Consider the following 18,884-nt stretch of genomic DNA (forward strand, 5'->3'; position numbering starts at 1 on the left):
TATCAATAAAAATCGACGATTCAATCTCCAATTTGCTATATTTGAACACTTTCAATGCCTCCGGCAAACATCTTACTTCAAATTCACACTGTAACTATGAAAAGTAATCTTCGCTTTATCAGCTCCGCTTCCGAGATTGATTCTGAAATTTTGGAGCTGCATCATGACGGTTTGAGCGGCCAGCTCGCCATGTTTACCGGAACGCAGGGCGATTTTATTGTGAGTATCGTCCCATCCCTTAATGTATCTGGCTACGGCAGAACCGAGACCGAGGCGCTCGAATCGCTAAGCGAAAACCTCGATACATTCTTCTCAGATTTCTTCGCTCTTGAAAAGGCCGAGCGTCATCAGGAATTGCACAATCTCGGATGGAGCGGCGATTTTCATTTTGAACATCCATTATCACCTTCCTATATCGACAACGGCGGCGTCCTCAAAAACTTCGATTTTCCAGAAAAAGTTAAAAAAACCACGTTACAGGCTGCTTAACATTGGGAAATAACCGACCTGTAAAAACGAAGGATTGGATTCGTTTTTTAGAAGCGCACGGTTGTATGAAAAGCAGGCATCAGGACGGTTCCCATGAAAAATGGAAATGTCCGGGCTGCTTTCGAACAATTACTTTCCGTCATTCTGAAAAAGAAATTCCGGCACTTCACATTCGGACCAATTTGGATAGTATGAAGCTATCCATAGAATATTTGTATAAGTGGATTGAAGAAAATTGATCCACGCCTACTGCAAAGGATTGTTCATTTGAAACAGTTCATGCCGATCATTGTTATTGACAACCAACACTTTACCGCCAGATTTTGCTTTCAGGAATATCAGATTACGGACGTCTTTCATCGCGTGAAAGCCCGTCAAACGATTCGCTACAAACTTGAATTTGCCGCCTGCTGATCCTTTCAAAAAAGCTCCGTTTCCGGCGTCAGAGCGGGTGGTTTCGATTTCGGGCATGTAGTTGTTGCCTGCCAGCAGCAGATCGCGCACGCCGTCCTGGTCGAAATCTTCGTAAAGAATACTATTTATTGGTGATTGCTGGACGTGGTTTTCGAACGCATTGAAAGTGAACTTGCCGCCATCGTTGATAAAAATTCCTGAGCGGAATTCTGTCGCGGCGTAGCGTAAGGCGTTTTTCAGTTCCGGGCCTAGCAGGTCTTCCATGCTTTTGCTGGCGAAATCTTTGAATGTCGTCAGTTTCGAACCAATTCCCGGCATTTGCAACGCAATGTAAGGCCTGCCCCGCACGGGCACTTCCTTGTTCCCGTAATGTGTCGCAAGGATCACATCGACGGTACCGTTTGCATCGAAATCATTGGCATAAACGAGGAAAGGCACCTTTTCACTTGCTTTGAATTTGTAATTCAGGCCCAGATTTCCGGCGATGATATCCAGATCGCCATCACCGTCTACGTCGGCAATTTTGAGTTTATTCCACCAGCCTTTTGCCTGGGTTAATGCGTTGTATTTGTCACTGCGGGTGAATTTCCCTTTGTTATTTTCAAAAACTTCAATCCCTATCCACTCGCCGGTCACTATCAGGTCCAGGTCTTTATCGGCATCTATATCAACCCACTCCGCATCTGTCACCATCCCGACATTCCGTAAGTCAGGCGCATCCTGCGAAGTGACCACTGTAAATTTGCCGCCCTCATTTTTGAGCAAAAAAGAAACCGGCGGGTAAGGATATTTACCCTCCGTTACGCGGCCACCGACGAACAAATCTATATCACCATCGCCATCATAATCAGCTGCTTTGGCCACCGAACAAGCTGCCGGAATTTCAGGAACTATGCCTTCGGAGCGCTTGAAATTTCCTTTTCCATCATTGATATACAGCCGATTGATCAGCAATGTTGAAAAGCCATCAAACTCATAACTGCCACTGACGACAAACAGATCCAGGTCACCGTCTTTGTCAAAATCCAGAAAACAGGCACCGGTATCCTCATAATCCCGGTCTGTCTCAAATGCCGGGACGGGGACTTTTTTAAAACTCCCGACCGCATCCGCGATCAGTAACTGTCCCGGCTGCGTATGTCCGCCGCCTAGGTAAACATCTTCCAAACCGTCACCATTTACATCGCCTGCCGCGACGCCGGGGCCGGTTTGTGAAAGTTTTTGAGGAAGCAGCAATTGTTTCTGAAAATCATCAAATGCCGGATCGGAATGCTGGAAAGGAAAATCCTGCTCGGTAAAAAGTAGGTTAGCGTCCTGTTGTTTTTCTACGACCGGACCAGCATCTGAATAATTGAGCGGCAATATTTTACCTGGTTCAATGTTACCTGTAATCACCTGCTGTTTTCCATCCGGCCAGACTATTTCCAGCTTTGTGACACCGCTATTTTTTCCTAAACCAAAATGCAGATTCCCCGACATACTGGATAGAAACCCGCGTGACGGGATCATTTGCCGGACTTGCACCGTGCTGTCTTTCAAAAACAGACTTACCGTCGCCCCCAGCCCAAATTTGTTCTTCTCCGGACCATTTAATTTTACTTTCAAAAAACTGCCCGTCTTTTGCTCGGCAGCGACGTTTTTCAGGATTGTGGCCGGATCATTCATATTATTTACAACAATGTCCAGGTCACCATCATTGTCGAGGTCGGCGTAGATAGCGCCATTCGAAAAAGTACCCACCGAGTCGGTCCAGGTTTTGGACATATCTTCAAAAGTCAGGTCGCCGCGGTTTCGAAAAATGTAGTTGCCGATTTTCACCTGGGGCAGCATTTTGGCATAATCCAGCAGCTCGGCTTCGCTGGGCTGTTTACCTTTTTGACGTACAATCGCCAGGATTTCGTTATTCCGGTCACGGTCGATCACGTCGCGGAAAACACCATTTGTGACATAAATATCATTGAAACCGTCGAGATCAAAATCGGCCATCAGACCCGCCCAGCTCCAATCCGTATTGGCCACCCCGGCCATGTTTGCAATTTCACTGAATGTACCGTTTCCGTTGCTGACTTGCAGCATGTTGTGCATGTACTGATGGTGGTAATTTTTCGCCACCATCTGGTCAAAAAGCGCCGGATCCGTCAATCCCATCGTGGTTTTCGAGCGGACGTAATCTTCGGGATTCATATCGAGTGTGTACAGATCAAAAAGGCCGTCGTTGTTCACATCCGCAATGTCACTGCCCATGCTACTAAACGACATGTGGCGCAGCATTTCATTCCGGCCTTCTCTGAATGTGCCGTTTTTATTATTGATATACACAAAATCGGGGATCCGGAAATCGTTGCAGACATATACATCCAGCCAGCCGTCATTATTCAGGTCGCCGACCTGCGGATTTAACCCAAAACCAATATCGGGTTTGATACCAGCCTGCTCCGAAACATTCGTGAAATTTCCATTGCCCTCGTTGCGGTACAACCGGTCGCTGCCTTTGTGGGCGGCCGTTTCTGCCGCGGTCTGCACATTGGCGAGATCGGCCAGGCGGGTTTCTCTTTCCTTAAAATCAGGCGCATTGGAAATATACAAATCCAGATCGCCATCGCGGTCATAGTCAAAAAAGGTGGACTGAATACCCCGGTTATCGTCTGCCAGATTAAACTCAGCCGCGCGCTCGGTGAATGTTACGATCGACGAACCATCGGGCAATGCTTTTTTACCATTGTTGATATAGAGCATGTTAGCGAACTTGTTGTCGCGATCGTCCCAGCCGCCGCGGGTAATATAAATGTCCAGCCAGCCATCATTATTCACATCGGCCACAGCCACGCCGGCATCGAAACCCGGTCGTTTTACAATCCCGGACTCTTTGGTAATGTCCTTAAATTTCAGATTACCTGTGTTGAGATACAGCTTGTTGTCTTTCAGATTTGAAACAAAAAATAAATCTTCCAGCCCATCATTATTAAAATCCCCCGCCGCCACGCCACCGCCAATGTAGGTGTACATGTGCTTGTAATAGTTGTTGTCGATGGTTTCGGTAAGCTGGTTCACAAAACTCACACCCGACTCCGCCGCAGAAACAGACTGAAAAAGCTTTTCCTGCTGCTTGTCCTCCCCGGATTTTTTACAGGAGAAAAACAATGCTGCGAGGCAGAAAATCGGAACACAGCTTGACAAAAAGTGGCGGGTCATCGGTCAAAAATCAATGGTTTCTCAAATGTACTAAAGCCACAATGTGATGAGGTAGTGTTACCCCATCACATTGCAGCATTTCAGGCCGTTTTATTGGCCCAGTTTAGGGTTTAGCATAACTTCGTTTTGCGGGATCGGAGCAAAATAATTGCTGGTTTCCAGCGAGCCGATGATCGGGTTTGCTTCTTTGAGCAACTCGCCCGCTTTGTTTTTGGAAACTCTTGGGTTACGGTTGCTTAATGCTTCTTTCACACGTTCCATCCGCACCAGATCCGCCCAGCGCAGGTATTCTCCTGCAAATTCCCACTTGCGTTCGGTGTAAGCGAGCTCGGCAATGTCACCGGAGGTTAAGTCAACTGTTTTATCCGGTGTGCCAAAAGGCTTTCCGGCGGCACGGCGACGGATCGCATTTAATGCTTCCCAGGCGGCCGGGGTCACTGTTCCTGCGCGGCCCGATGCTTCTGCGTAGATCAGGTATACCTCGGCCAGACGCATGTAATAGTCATTGCGGTTGGTGCTGAAAAGGTCAAGCGGGATGTCGCCGGGAGGACCAACGATTTTTTTGAAAACCGGGTTGGCCTGATCGGAAAAGTTCTCCCAATCATATTCCGTGCGGTAAGTAGCTTCTTTACGAGGTCCTTCCGGGAAATCCTCGAAAAACCGGATCTCCGCAAAAGTTTCCTGCCATCCCAATAAATCGGCAGGGTGTCCCAGTTTCCCAAACTTCTGGTTTGGTACGTTCAACGATACATTGTATGCAATTGTAAAAACACTTTCAGAATTGAAGCGATTCGCAATGGTCCAGAGGCTTTCCAGGTTTGGCAGCAAAGCAAAGTGGTAAGTTGCCTTATTGTCAAGCACTTCCTTTGCTTTCGCAGCGGCAAGCGCATATTTAGACTGGTCTTTTGCAGGAAATCCACCCCAGTCCAGATATAGTCGCGCAAGAATTGCTTTCGCCGAACCTTTGTTGGGTCTCGGCGCACCTTCCAGTACGCCGGGATATACATCCGGAAGCAATGTTTCAGCTTGTTTCAAATCGGACTCTATTTGCTGATATACCTCGGCCTGGCTTGCAAGCGGCAGATCTACAATCGGATCCGGTTGTAATTGAAGCGGCAACCTTCCGTGGATACGGGTAAGGTGAAAATAAATGAGTCCGCGAAGGAAATAGGCCTCTCCGATCAGGCGGTTCTGCACATTCATGTCTGGCAGCACCAGATCTTTGGCATTGGCCAAAACGCTGTTTGCAGCGCGGACGGTGGAATAAATGTTCTGCCAGTTACTGGCCGACCGCGCATTCAGCGGTGATACGACACGCTGGTCATATTCCCGGAAATCGGCCTTGTTACTTACTTTATGGGTTGTAATATCATCTCCTCCCCAGCCGGATACCACGAAGGTGGTCATTCTCGCCATTCCGTTGAGTTGAGTATACAATCCGGTTACGCCCAATTCCAACTCGGCCTGATTGGTGTACGATCCTGGCGCAAGCCTCGATTTCGTAGGATCTTCGTCCAGGTCTGCGCAGGAAACAGCCAGGGTAAGCAGGGCCCCGGCCATTAAAAGCTTCTCCCAACCGATCCATTTTTTATATGTGCTATCTCTCATTTTTCTGAATATTTAAATTTTTGGGTCAAATTAAAAACCAAGTTTCAGGCCTAACGTTACCGTGCGCGGGTTGGGGTATGTACCTACCTGTACACCCGACGCCTGGTCATTGCTGCTGCCGTCGTCACTGCTTTCAGGATCATATCCCGAGAAGCCCGTAATCAAAAGCAGGTTCTGGCCGCTCGCATAAATCTTCAATGACTGGATCCCCTTGATTTTCTTAAAAGTATAGCCGATCGCTACATTGCTTAACCGACCAAATGCACCATTTTCCACATATCGCGAAGACGCGGTACGGTTCTGGCCACCGGCAGGGATATCTGTTTCATGCTCAGGCGTCCATTGGTTCAGCTGCGACGGCGACATATAGCTGCGTTGCTCGCCCGTAGCGCCCACAATGATCCCGTTGGTCACATTCATGATCTGATAATGTCCCAACCCGTTGATCAGGATATTGACGTCAAAGTTTTTGTAGGTAATGGTGTTGTTGAAACCCCAGATAAAACCTGGCGTACCATTTCCAATTGCTTTCAGGATGGTGTTACCGGCAGAGTCGGTCAGGTATTTGGAATCACCGGGAACCGCACCCAATTTAAGCGCTGCATCCGCTTCGGCCGTTTTCCAGGTACCCAGGAAAGTTTCTCCGTAGAACTGTCCCAGAGGCTGACCTTTCTGGATAATGTTCAGAGGCCGGCCGCTACCATCCGCATTGTAAAAGTTACCCTGGATTTCGGACCGTCCGTCTAGTGAAACCACTTTGTTCCTGAATTTCGAAATAGAAATATTCGCATCCCAGCGCAGGTCTTTAGTATTGATCACCGATCCGGCAATTCCGAGGTCGATACCATGATTGGCCACTTCACCAACGTTACGGTACACCGAACCACCTCCGGCAAAGTTGGGAACAGGCACATTGAGCAACAGATCCGTCGTATTTTTCTTGTAAACATCCAAAGTCACGCTGACACGGTTGCTGAACAAGCCCAGATCCACACCTCCATTATATTGGGTCGTTGTTTCCCAGCTCAGATCAGGATTACCATATCCATCCGGGCGTGATCCCGGTGTGAGCGTACTTCCATCGAAAGGATAACCTCCGCTGATATTTACACTCGGATAGGTAGAGTAAGGCGCTACATCCTGGTTACCCACCTGGCCCCAGCCTGCACGCAGTTTAAGATTGCTGATTACAGGCGTATTAGAAAGAAAAGGCAAAGTAGAAAGGTTGTAAGCCAATGCCACAGAAGGAAAAATACCCACATTGTTGCCGTCACGGAAACGGGAAGATTTATCTCTCCGTACAGTACCGGTTACGAAGAACTGGTTGTTATAGATATATTCTGCCCGGCCCATGAATGATTCGATGGCCGACTTGCTGTAATCATTCCCGATTTGTTTACCGGCAGCAAGTTCCGCCAGATAAAAGCCGCCTGGTACCAGGAAGTTGCTGGCCGAGTAAGAGTTACCCCTGTAATCACCCTGCTGGATTTCATAAAGTCCGGTAACTTTCACATTGTGTTTACCAAAATCTTTTTCATAAGTAAGGATATTACTCAGCTGTATGCCAGAGCTTTTATCGCTGTTGAAATAAGCGTACGGAAGCGGCGGCGTGGTGAAATACCTTTCATTGGTCGAATTTGTCGTTCCGAAACCAGCCACAGCCGTGAAGTTAAGGCTAGGCAAAATCTTGTAAGACAAGTTGATGTTGGTATTCAGCTTGTCATCAATCCGGTTGAGGTCACGCGTTTCCATGTCTGCAATCGGATTGTAGGCAAGGTGGGCAAGCGCCATCAGCGAATAATTGTTATAACCTCCCTGTGCATTTCTGATCGGCGTAGTCGGGTCCCAGGTAAGTGTTTGCAAAATGGGTGAGCCAGCACCGGCGCCTCCAACCTCATTATGCCTGTTTTCGCGGGTTGCAAACATATTGAGACCCACTTTCAGCTTACTATTGATATCCATCGAGATGTTTGACCTGCCTGAAATACGGGTATATCCGGTGGTGATCACAATTCCATCTTGCTTCATATAGTTACCAGATACATAATAGGTAACCTTGCCGGATTTTCCGCTGGTCGAAACCTGTATGTTGTTGGTTTTGCCGGTGCGGAACAAAGCGCGCTGGTAATCCGTACCGCCGCTCGCCTGCAATGCCGCAATGTCACTATCCGTAAACACCGGTGAACCGCCTGTCCTGGCCCTTCTTGAATTCTCGATACGCGCAAAATCGGCTGCGCCTAAAATCGGTATGTATTTAGGTACCGTCGAAATTCCGGTAAATACATCCAGATCAACGCGTGGCTTGTCTGTACCTTTTTTAGTAGTGATCAGGATCACGCCATTGGAGCCGCGGGAACCGTAAATGGCGGTTGCCGACGCATCTTTCAGTACTTCCATGGATTCGATGTCATTGGGGTTGACAGAACTCATCGTGAACCCGATGATTCCATCGACGACCACCAGTGGCTGGTTATTACCGGTAATGGAGTTCACACCACGAATCCTTACTTTGATATCACCACCTGGTGTTCCCGAGCTTTTGGATACCAATACCCCGGAAGCCCGTCCCTGAAGTGCTTCTTCGAGCCTGGTTACCGGCTGGTCTTTAAAGTCTTTGGTACCAACCTGCGACACGGAGCCGGTCAAATCACTTTTTTTACGGGTACCATAACCTACCACCACCACCTCGCTGAGCAGCTTGGACGACGGTTCGAGATTAATGTCGATGACCGACTTTCCGCTGACAGTCACTTCCTGGGAAGTGTAGCCGGTGAAGGAAAAGACGATCACGGCATTGTTGTCCGGCACATTCAAAGAATAATTACCGTCGGTGTCGGTGACCGTGCCCGTCGAGGTGCCTTTGATGATAATGTTCACACCGGGGATCCCGGAATTATCCTTCGCGTCGACCACCTTCCCGGTTATTTTCGACTGGCCGCGCGCCAGACCGAAACAGAGCAAAAGGGCAAGCACGAATAAGTACCTGCCGACAGAGTAATGTTGTTCCTTCATAGGTTATCGTTTATCGGGTTTAGAAAATCGGGTATTTTTTACTCCTAATAATTCTAAAAATCATCTAAATATATGATAAACAACATTCAACACAACTGTACTGTACTGTCTTTTTTGATTTAAAGAAAAAGTAGGATAATTGGATGGAAAAGAAAACCCGCTTCTGAGCAATTTGAGCCACTTTAAGGCCTTTAAACTACTTTTAATCGTTAAAGCAAAATTTTTAAAAAATTTTTCGGGACGAAGAAAAAGAAGAGAAATCAGAACACGATCACCCTGTTTTCCCGGGCAGAGCGGTAGGCTGCGTGTACGAGTCGAATTGTTTCGAGATTGTCTGTGCCAATGGTTTCGGCGGGGCTTTTTCCTTCCATATTTTGCAGGATATTCCGGTTGCAATCGACGATGGAGGAATGCACGACTGCATAAGCCGGATCGACCCAAGGGTACATGACAGGCCCGGCGTGTACGGCCGTCGTGCCCGAGCGGGTAGTAACCCTGATTTCAAAATTGTGCAGCAATTGAATCGATCCGTTTTCCCCTTCCACCCTTACCAGCGTCTGCGGAAAAGTCTCGGTTTCGGCGATCGTCGCGTACGACATTTCGACATAGCAGGAAATGCCGTTCTGCATCTGCATCAGCACATTAGCCACATCTTCGCCTTTGATTTCCTGATTGACTCGCGCGGTGTGGCAGAATAAAGTCTTCGCCTCCCCGAACAAATACCGCGCAATGTCCAGCACGTGCGAGCCGATGTCCGTGAGGATAAACTGATCGAGCTCTTTCAAAAAAGGCTGGTTATCAAAAACCGGAAAACCGGAGCAAAACGCCACATTCGCCTTAAATACTTTCCCGATTACACCCGAATCCAGGATTTCTTTCAGCTTGCGGATCGGCGCCTGGAAACGGAAATTTTCGTGGATGTAAAAAGCAACATTCGCTTTCTGGCACACTGAGACCATTTTTTCAGCAGTTTCAAACGTCGGCGCCATCGGTTTCTGGCAGATCACATTCAAACCGTACTGCGTTGCTTTCAATGTGAAAAGCTCGTGGGTATCGACGTCGGTGATAATGTCCACGAAATCCAGCTCGCCGGCATGGTTTTCCAACAGCTCGTCTACATTGTCGTAAATGTGCTCCACATTATATTGCTCCGCAAGTGCGCGGGCTTTTTCCAAAGTGCGGTTGTAGAAAGCGATTGGTTTGACAATTTCCAGTTCACCCCAGCCAGCCAGCTGGTAAGTGGACCAGAAGCCAGTCCCGAGGACTGCAAACTTGTAAATTTTCATATAAGGGGTAAGGTATCTTTGGTTTTTGAATGCAAGATTAGCATCCGCCGGTTACATCTCTACTGTACTCTACCGGTCCACCCAAAGATATTAAATTTTCACAGAATAGTGCATTCCGTAAAATAGCTACAAAGATTTGCGCCGTATCAGCGCCGAAGGGTTTGCGATTTTCTGACGCTGTTTCTGGCTGATCATTTTGCTGAGTGTCTGGCCCATACCCTCAAAATCAGTGGAAATTACCGTGATACCGCCTTCCAGGATTTCCTTCATCGGCGTATCGTCATAGGAGATCAGCCCAATGTCTTTGCCCAGTTTCCAGCCCAGCGTATGCACTTCTTTCACAAAACTGATCATATCCCGATCAGAAAAAAGCAGGTAGGCCTCCCCTTTTTTGAAACTGCCGGAAACAAGGTTATCTACGATGGCGCACTTGATCTCCTGTTGTTTTGCAAACTTTTTGAAACCCTTGATGATCCCGTCGGGGACAAACTGGAATTGTCCTCTCGCAAGTACCAAAGTCACTTTTTTGTATTTTTTCAAAAGATCCAGCCCGGATGTGAGTGCATTGTAAATGTCATTTTCAAAATCCTGATAAACAGCTGCATAAGTCCCGGTGACGCCGTCGACAGACTTGTCAATGATCACCAGTTTATCTTTCGGAATGCGGTTGATCACTGCCGACACATCTTCATTGAAGTGCGGCATGATCACAAAATAATTGTAGTTACTGAGGTTATTGCTGATCTGCGTCTCAAAAAGATGCCGGTCGTAATGATGAAAAAAGAGGTTCAGACGGGTATTCTCGGGTAGGCCGGCTTTCAGGGCAAAATATAATGTTTCCTTGTAGGGGTTGAGCGTATCAAACAGCAGGAAAATATTCAGCACGCCGCGTACTTCGGTATTGGCCACATAAAAACCCTTTCCATGTTTCGCCAGGATAACCCCCCGCTGCCGGAGCTCCTCATAAGCTTTGGCAACGGTAACTTTGGCCACATTCTGCCAGTTGGACAATTCACTGATGGAGGGAAGCTGCTGCCCGTGGTTGAGCGTCCCCTTTTCGATGGAGGAAATCACTTCGTTCAGGATCTGCTGGTACTTCGGCTCCCTGGAACGCGCGTCGATTTGGATAAGGTCTTTCATGCTGGTTTGTACAAAACTGCTTAAAGATATTTAAAAGATTAAGCAGTCTGCAAAGCATGAAAGACCCCGATTTTTAGAGATGCGTATATACGTAAATCGTATCGATTAAGCAGCCGGAAATTTATATCCGTTATGGTATTCTTTCGCGATTAATTTGTTCGCTTCCTCGTCATTGAATTTACCTTTTTGTTTGTCCCAATAAATTTTCTTGCCGGTGCGGAAAGCAATGTTTCCCATCTGCGCAAACACCGCAATGTCCGCCCCAACCTGCACCGGTGCGTGCAGATCTTCCATTTTCCGCGAGCGCACTACTTCAATAAAGTTGGTCGCATGCAGGTCCAGACCATTATCCGAAGATTTTTGCACGGGTACCGCCTCCATTCGCTTGCCTTCCGGTATCACTTCCCAGCCTTCGCGGTCGAGCACCAGGGTACCATTGTTCCCGATAAATGCAATGCCGTGCTGGCGGCTATAGGGCCCGCCGTCAATCCCGATGGCGTGCTCCCACTGAATGTTGAAGTCATTGAATTCATATACAGTTGTCAGTGTATCAGGTGTTTCCGCGCCTGAATTCGGGCTTTCGAATTTCCCGCCTGCTGCCATAATACTGTTTGGAATGTCGGCTTTCATCCCCAGCAGCGCATAATCCAGTAAATGCACACCCCAGTCGGTCATCAGGCCGCCGGCGTAATCCCAGAACCAGCGAAAATTGAAGTGGAAACGGTTGGGATTAAACGGTCGCTTCGGCGCGGGGCCGAGCCACATATCATAGTCGACGCCTGCCGGGACTTTTTCATCAGGCAGTTTCGTGATCGGCGTCACCCAGCTGAAATACGACCATACTTTCACGAGGCGGATCTTGCCGAGCTTGCCGGAATGCACAAATTCCATCGCATCGCGGAAATGTTTCTGGCTCCGCTGCCACTGCCCTACCTGCACCACACGCTTGTATTTCTGCTGCGCCGCCACCATCGCGCGACATTCGGCTATCGAATTTCCGATCGGTTTTTCAACATACACATCCTTTCCAGCTTTGCAGGCTTCCACCATCATCAGGCAATGCCAGTGATCCGGGGTACCGATCACTACGGCATCTACATTCTTGTCTTCCAGCAATTTACGGTAATCGGCATACGCTTTCACGGTCGCACCTTTCGCTGAAAGTTCGGCTACACGCTTGTCCAGCACATTCTTATCGACATCGCACAAAGCAACACATTCAACACCCGGATTTTTCAGGATGGCCGTCAAATCCGACCAGCCCATGCCGTGCACGCCGATGGCTCCGACACGAATGTTGTCGGCGGCAGTGCGGATCTTAGGAAATGCGGATAAAGATTTGGGAAGGATAGCGGCACCGGCGGCGATGGCTGATGCGGACGCAAGGAATTTTCGTCTGGAATTGGTCATGATCAATAAGTAAAAACCGGTTTGCTTATTGATTGAAAGACGGTTGGAAGGACTTATTACCCGTGCTAAATCTTGTCGGCCAGCACCACCTGCTCGTGGTTGATCGGGTTGTACATCACAGTGACGGTGGAGCCGGGGTGCAGGTTTTTGGAATATTCGTCGGTGAAGATTTCGACGATGAAGTTGCGGCCGCGCTCGGGTTCGACTTGTAAAAGGAGCTTGATTTTGTTGTCGCCCTGAGTAGATGCGGAAGGCTCGGCGCTGAGTACCTTGGCTTTTGCTTTGGAGCCGTGTTTCAGGATGCGCTGGGTCATGGACTGTGCCGGCGAACTGATGGCCCGGATGGTTTTGTAGCCGATCAGCAGGAGCAGAAAAACTGCCCCTGCTTGTACCAGATAAGATATTTGGATGATGATTAATTCCATTTCGCCGTTGATGTATACAAAGAAAGCCACACGCAAATGGCGAACTAGTATTAACAATTCAACGGTCGGTATGAATTAGGGAAAGGTAATTTACCTGATTCTCAAAAGCTCGATCACATCCTCCTTTTTCCGCCTCGAAATGTCAATCTGTGAACCATCGGTCAGGATCAGGCAGTCGCGGTCGGGCGCCAGCTTTACAATGTGCAAAGGGTTCACCAGGTGCGACTTATGCGTCCGGATAAAGCCAAATTCGTCCAGCATTTCTTCGTAATGTTTCAAAGTTTTGCTCGTCACGATCGGCTTTTTATCTTTAAAGTGAATAAAGGTATAGTTACCGTCGCCCTGCATGCGGATGATCTGGTCGATCGTCAGGAAAAACACGCCGTCTTTGGAAGGGATCGCCAGCCGGAATTCTTTCGGGTGGCCTTTGGTCATATTGTCCGCCAGGTTGTTGAACAAAACCTTGTTTTGCTGGCCGGGCGTGACCTTATTTTTAAACCGCTCTACCGATGCTTTCAATTCATCCGGATCCACCGGTTTCAGCAGATAATCCAGCGCGCTGAAACGGATCGCCTGCACGGCATACTGGTTATAGGCCGTCGTAAAAATGACCTCGAATGTCGGATCTTTGATCGATCTCAGGAAATCAAAACCATTCTTTTTCGGCATTTCCACGTCCAGAAAAACGATGGACGGCTGGTAGGTTTTCAAAATTTCCAGTGCGGCATCGACCGAGTCGGCCTCACGGGTTTCCGTAATTTCCGTTACAAAATTTTCAATGTAATAATTGAGAATGTTGCGGGCTTTCGGTTCATCGTCTATAATAAGCGCTTTGATCATTGATTAGGTAGCTATGGAGTTTTCAGATAGGTGGAAAGTTCTACTTCGACAAGTGTCCCGGCTGACTTGCCGCCAGGGTCGTATTTGTCGATGATCCGGACGCTGGCGTGATTGCCCTGCATGCTCAGAATGTTAATACGGTCATTGGATATGGATAGGCCAAGCGACTTGTGACTTTTCGGTTTGCTGTTCTGCGCTTTAATCTCAAATGACTTTTCGCGGCCGATACCATTGTCGTCGATCCGGCACAGAAAAGCGTCGTCACTGATCATTTTAAATTCTACTACCATCATCCTGGGGCCGTCTTTGGCCATCAGCCCGTGCCATAATGCGTTTTCCACATAGGGCTGCAGCAGCATTGATGGCAGAAGTATCTGGTTTTCGTCGAGCCTTGGATCAACAATAATTTCGTAGCTGAAACTTTGGCCGAAACGCATCAGTTCAAGTTCAAGATAGAGTTCCAGCACCTGCCGCTCTTCTTCCAGGCTCACGAGTTTTTTGCCCGAATTGTTGAGCACCATCCTGAACAACTTGGAAAATTTATTCAGGTACTTGCTCGCCTCCCCGTACTTCTTTGTGACGATACATTCCTGGATGCTATTAAGGCAGTTAAAAACAAAGTGCGGGTTCATTTGTGCCCGGAGCGCCATCAACTGACTCTCGGCCAGCATTTTCTGGATTTCCAAAACCACCAGCTCCTGCCGTTGCGCATTCGATTTCGCCAGTGCTTCCGCAATTTTATTGGCACTGATCGCCGCGACCGTTGTGAGTGTTTTTAAATGTTTCTCACTAAAAAAATGGCGGTAAGTATGCTCGGAATCGATTACGCCGATCACTTTTCCTTCATGCAAGATCGGCACGGCGATTTCTGAGAGACGTGTCTGATCGTCCACTACATATCGCGAATCTTTGCTGGTGTCCCCGATGACGAGCGGCTTGCCCGTCGCGGCTACGGTGCCCACGATGCCTTTTCCGAGCGGGATTTCGATGGGGTTTACAATTTCAAAACCTTTTGGGTTTTTGGGTCCGTAAGCTGCCTGCTGCACCAGCATGTTCCTCGATTCGTCCATCAGGTATACCACGCAATCTTCAAACAGCATTTGCGAAATGCAGTTCCGGGCAATGTCCCAGCAAATTTCGGTCACCGAGTTTTCACCGTAAACCGAATTGGCAAAATAGTCGATGGTGTTGTCGAAACGCTTCTTTTGTTTCCTTTTTATATAAGAACGGTAAGAAAAAAACAGGAGGAAAATGACTACCAGCGAGCAGAATGTCAGGAACCACCAGGTTTGCCACCAGTGCGGCTTCACCACCACCTCCAACTTCCTGGCCGACTGCATCCAGGCGCCGTACTGGTCGGTGCTGCGGACTTTAAATGTGTAGGTACCCGGCAGCAAATTGGTATAAGATGCCGTGATTGAACGCGCTGCATTCACCCAGCCTTTGTCGATGCCTTCGAGCTGGTAGCTGTATTGCAGCGACGGAATATCGCGGTGGTTGAGCGATGCGTATTGAAATGTGATAAAATCCTCGTCCGGTTCCAGTTCGAGCACATTTCCTTTCTGCTGATTGATTTTTTCTACCCCCAAAACCTGCACGGAAGTAATGTGCGGCGGCTTTTTCACAGGGATACCGGCAAATCGCAGCGGATCAATGACGACAATGTGGTCCAGCATGATCGCGTACACTTTGCCCCCGGCCACGGTGACGAAGTTGAAATAATCCTGCATCGTTTTCCCCAGATCGATATCCACTTTTGTCACTGCCCGCGTCACCGGGTTAAAAAACATTAAACCCTCGCGGCTCGAACCCCACACCGCGCCTTTCTGGTCGACCGCGATGCCTGTTATGTAGTCGTAAAAAAGTCCGTTGCCCGAGTTGACACTGTCCATCACCTCGCCTTCCGGGGTGATCCTGAGGATGCCCCGGCCAAGTACCGCAGCCCAGATAATGCCGTTTTTTCCGCCGACCATCCGGCTGATTTCCATTTCCTTGACCGCTCGGGACGTAATCGTCGTGAATTTTTTCGTGTCATAATGGTACCGGAGCAGCCCCTTTTTTTCCAGTGCAAAAACAATGTCATGGTTACTTTGCGGCACGAAACTCTGGCAATAACCGAGGTCGAAAAGTCCGTGCTCCGGATCCTTTCCGTCAAAGCGCTCGGTTTTTTGGGTGGCCGGGTCGTAGCAATAAATGGCGTCGTTGACGATCTGGAACCAAACTTTCCCCAAATGATCGGTAAAAATAAAACTGGCAAAACGCTCGGGCAGCCCCTTTTTGATATCCTCAAACCTAACCAGCTTGTCGGTACGGTTATCGAGATAATGCACCCCGTCATTTCCCGAAAACCAAAGCTTGTTATCCGCCTTCGCGGCCATCAGAAACCGGTTCCTGATCAGTTCTTTGTCGGAAACCGAATAATGTTTGTAAGACCCGTTTAATGTATTGTAAATCACGACACCATCTTCCTTGCAGGCGACTATCCGGTTGCTGTCGACCCGGATAAAATTCGCGTGTGCGAAGCCGGTTTCCAGGAAAAACTTAAAGCTGGGCAGTTCGTAAATCGCGATCAGCGGATAGTTTGCCTGACTTTTACTCACCCCATTAATCGTTCCCAGCCACACATTGCCTTCCTTATCTTCGATCGCGTCCCTGAAATGTCCGTAACCAATGGTGTAAGCCCGGTTTTGACTATACTTAATAATTTTGATCGGCTTGCCAGGCTCCTTCACAAAGGCCGCAAAAAGCCAGGTGGAGATCCAGAGCCGGTTCTTGGAATCCACAAAAAGATGGTTACAACCCTCGTTGATCTTCTTGCCGTCCAGCGACTGGTATTTCTGGACGCTCTTGGTTTTCAGGTCCCAAAAATTTAGGGAAAGATCATCGTCGCAGCCAAACCATACATTATCCTGCTGATCCACCGCCAATGCATGCACATTGTTCACTTCCAGCACCGGCGATTTCAGTACATTATTTTCTTTTGAAAAAACCTGTTTGGTTTGATAATCAATAAAATAAGGCTTCGTTCCCGCGATCCAGACACCATGGCGCGCTATATCAGGCACAATCCTCGACAGATAGTAATTATCGGATGCGAACATGGTTGCCGCCGGGATCAAAGCTGCGATCGGGTACAATTTGCCTGCTTCAAAAATAAAAATGCGCGAAGTAGTCCCGATCCACAGGCGGCCCGTCGGATCAGATTTAATCGTCACAACATTTAGTTTTTTCAGCAGATCGAAGCGATTGTCAGTAGAAAACGTGGCGTTTTTCTTATCAAAAACCAGCACTCCTTTCGACAGCCCTACCAGCAATTTACCCTCGCCTTCCACCGGGTGGATGGCATTGATAAACATATTTTTCTGGCTCGGATCACCTTTGTAGCGTTTCACCACCGCGCCGTCAAACCGGTTTAGTCCGTTGGTGGTACCGATCCAGAGGAACCCGGCAGCGTCTTTATACAGGCAGCGAACCTGCTTGGCGCTCAGCCCGTCCTGCCATTTAATGTTCTGAAAAATAGATTGGGAAGATGCAAACAGGGGCAGCAACAGAAGCAGCATAAAGCCGATCATATTGCCGGGAGAAATCGCCCATTTTTTCAAAATGGAGCTTACTCCATTTGAAATGTATTTATTCATGCTATGTAGGAACGGCCTTAATTGACCTAAGTAGTCTACAAAAAGACCAATAAATCAATACATATTTACCAAGCGGCGGGAATGAAAAATTTACCGGTAAAAAGTTAGAGTTAATGCTACATTATTTTTGAGGCGGGTTTACCTATCCAAAAATATCACTCACTTAAACTTATCGGTCATGTTCTGGTTTTTCACAGCTCTTGGGATCAACAGTCTCGCTCTGCTGCTCATCATTGCAAATGCGGTGTACGACGCCCTCACCCTAAAAAATTCGTCCGGCCATAACGATTTTGTAAACCTTATCGGTGTGGTACTGGCCGTCGTGATCGTGTTTGCATTCAGTCTCAAAAACGCAGGAAAGCAATCCATCGCCAACATGGTGCTATGGATACCAGGCGCCCCGCTGGCGCTCTTTTTCTTCTTCACCGCGATCTATTTTGTGATTATTTTCCTGACCGATTCGGATTGGAAGTAAGTCCGAAACATTAGATGCTCACTACTGTAACGCCTTACGCGCCTTCCCCTTAAAACTCGGCGGCTGCACGTATACGTCGAAGGTCATCGCGAGGCCGGAGGCGCGAATTGGGATTGCGCCGGTGACAAGTCGGGAACTGAGGTTTTTCCGGTATCCGGCGGAAAGTTCGATACCCAGTATATTGCCAATTTTGCGATTGTAGGTGAGCCCCATATCCACGTCGACGCGGCGGCAAACATCCGGATCGCCAGTATGCAGCGGGTTGAGGTAGTACGTCCGGGTTACGGATTCCGCTTTTACGTAAAGGATATCATTAGGCGAAAGATTGTTACGCCAAGCCGCACGTTTCGGCAGCATCAGCTCAAAACCCGCGTTTTCAGCATAATTATAGTTGAAGATAAAAACCGGCAAAATCGTTGTTTTGAAACTTTGGTTGAGCATTGCACCCGCCCCGATTTCCTTATTCGCCGATTTCCTTTTCAGGTAAGTTGCAGATAATGTATAGTTGATCGGTATCTGCTTAAACGTCAAATCGGCCAGGTTTCCGCTTTTATTAATGTGAGAAGTGGTGATGATCCATGACGTGCTGTCGAGCCGGATCAATGAATTCAGGTCGAGGCCGTACGAGCGCAGGTTCCAGCCCTGCATGTTGCTGATTGGATTTTCACCCTGCGTTTTTAATTCAAACTGCTCGCTGCGGTAGTTCGGACCGAGCAGTACGGTCACACGTTTTGTTTTGGCAAGCGGCAGCCAGGCGCGCATATAAAATTCTTCGTGCGTAAACTTTTTGGTACCCGCATTGGAAAACTGGTAAAGCTTGCCCGGCGCCTGTGTGGCACGAAAGCTCAGCCACTTTGAAGGGGCCATTCCGGCCAGTCCTGGTTTGAGGGATTGACAGGGTGCGTTGCAATTAACCAGGCAAAATAAAAAGGCAAAGGCCTTCCGGTAGTCAATC

At 48.3% G+C, this 18,884-nt stretch carries 13 protein-coding genes; 3 read left to right on the forward strand and 10 right to left on the reverse strand.

Annotated features, from left to right (window positions below; all coding sequences use genetic code 11):
• Positions 1-96: 96 nt before the first annotated feature.
• The gene (locus FEN17_RS07035; protein ID WP_138364564.1) at positions 97-489 is read left to right on the forward strand and encodes a hypothetical protein; all 393 of its coding nucleotides are present in this window, start codon (positions 97-99) and stop codon (positions 487-489) included.
• A gap of 2 nt (positions 490-491) precedes the next feature.
• Entirely contained in the window at positions 492-728 is a 237-nt protein-coding gene (locus tag FEN17_RS27970) for a type II toxin-antitoxin system HicA family toxin (RefSeq protein ID WP_138364565.1), read from the forward strand.
• Positions 729-735: 7 nt separating this feature from the next.
• Here FEN17_RS27970 and FEN17_RS07045 read toward each other — a convergent pair whose 3' ends face one another.
• From FEN17_RS07045 to FEN17_RS07085, 9 genes are all read right to left on the reverse strand, one after another.
• Complete coding sequence (locus FEN17_RS07045; RefSeq protein ID WP_138364566.1) at positions 736-4,095, reverse strand: VCBS repeat-containing protein; 3,360 nt, start codon at positions 4,093-4,095, stop codon at positions 736-738.
• A gap of 90 nt (positions 4,096-4,185) precedes the next feature.
• The gene (locus FEN17_RS07050; protein ID WP_138364567.1) at positions 4,186-5,703 is read right to left on the reverse strand and encodes a RagB/SusD family nutrient uptake outer membrane protein; all 1,518 of its coding nucleotides are present in this window, start codon (positions 5,701-5,703) and stop codon (positions 4,186-4,188) included.
• A 30-nt stretch (positions 5,704-5,733) separates the two neighbouring features.
• Positions 5,734-8,715, reverse strand: a complete 2,982-nt coding sequence (locus FEN17_RS07055) for a SusC/RagA family TonB-linked outer membrane protein (RefSeq protein ID WP_138364568.1) — start codon at positions 8,713-8,715, stop codon at positions 5,734-5,736.
• Positions 8,716-8,975: 260 nt separating this feature from the next.
• Positions 8,976-10,001 carry a Gfo/Idh/MocA family protein gene (locus FEN17_RS07060; RefSeq protein ID WP_138364569.1) on the reverse strand — a complete coding sequence of 342 codons (1,026 nt, stop codon included), beginning with the start codon at positions 9,999-10,001 and terminating at the stop codon, positions 8,976-8,978.
• 126 nt (positions 10,002-10,127) lie between these two features.
• Positions 10,128-11,141, reverse strand: a complete 1,014-nt coding sequence (locus tag FEN17_RS07065; RefSeq protein WP_138364570.1) for a GntR family transcriptional regulator — start codon at positions 11,139-11,141, stop codon at positions 10,128-10,130.
• Positions 11,142-11,246: 105 nt separating this feature from the next.
• Entirely contained in the window at positions 11,247-12,551 is a 1,305-nt protein-coding gene (locus FEN17_RS07070) for a Gfo/Idh/MocA family protein (protein ID WP_138364571.1), read from the reverse strand.
• A gap of 65 nt (positions 12,552-12,616) precedes the next feature.
• Complete coding sequence (locus FEN17_RS07075) at positions 12,617-12,976, reverse strand: hypothetical protein (RefSeq protein ID WP_138364572.1); 360 nt, start codon at positions 12,974-12,976, stop codon at positions 12,617-12,619.
• A gap of 90 nt (positions 12,977-13,066) precedes the next feature.
• Positions 13,067-13,816: a LytR/AlgR family response regulator transcription factor gene (locus tag FEN17_RS07080; protein ID WP_138364573.1), complete on the reverse strand. Its 750-nt coding sequence runs from the start codon at positions 13,814-13,816 to the stop codon at positions 13,067-13,069.
• 11 nt (positions 13,817-13,827) lie between these two features.
• Positions 13,828-17,454, reverse strand: a complete 3,627-nt coding sequence (locus FEN17_RS07085) for a histidine kinase (protein ID WP_229208716.1) — start codon at positions 17,452-17,454, stop codon at positions 13,828-13,830.
• Between the two features lie 178 nt (positions 17,455-17,632).
• On the opposite strand from FEN17_RS07085, the gene FEN17_RS07090 reads away from it, so the two are divergent.
• Entirely contained in the window at positions 17,633-17,929 is a 297-nt protein-coding gene (locus FEN17_RS07090) for a hypothetical protein (protein ID WP_138364574.1), read from the forward strand.
• Between the two features lie 21 nt (positions 17,930-17,950).
• Here FEN17_RS07090 and FEN17_RS07095 read toward each other — a convergent pair whose 3' ends face one another.
• Positions 17,951-18,796 carry a DUF6268 family outer membrane beta-barrel protein gene (locus tag FEN17_RS07095; protein WP_138364575.1) on the reverse strand — a complete coding sequence of 282 codons (846 nt, stop codon included), beginning with the start codon at positions 18,794-18,796 and terminating at the stop codon, positions 17,951-17,953.
• Positions 18,797-18,884: the final 88 nt, after the last annotated feature.

This window comes from Dyadobacter luticola (assembly GCF_005860805.1).
Taxonomy (GTDB): Bacteria; Bacteroidota; Bacteroidia; order Cytophagales; family Spirosomataceae; genus Dyadobacter; species Dyadobacter luticola.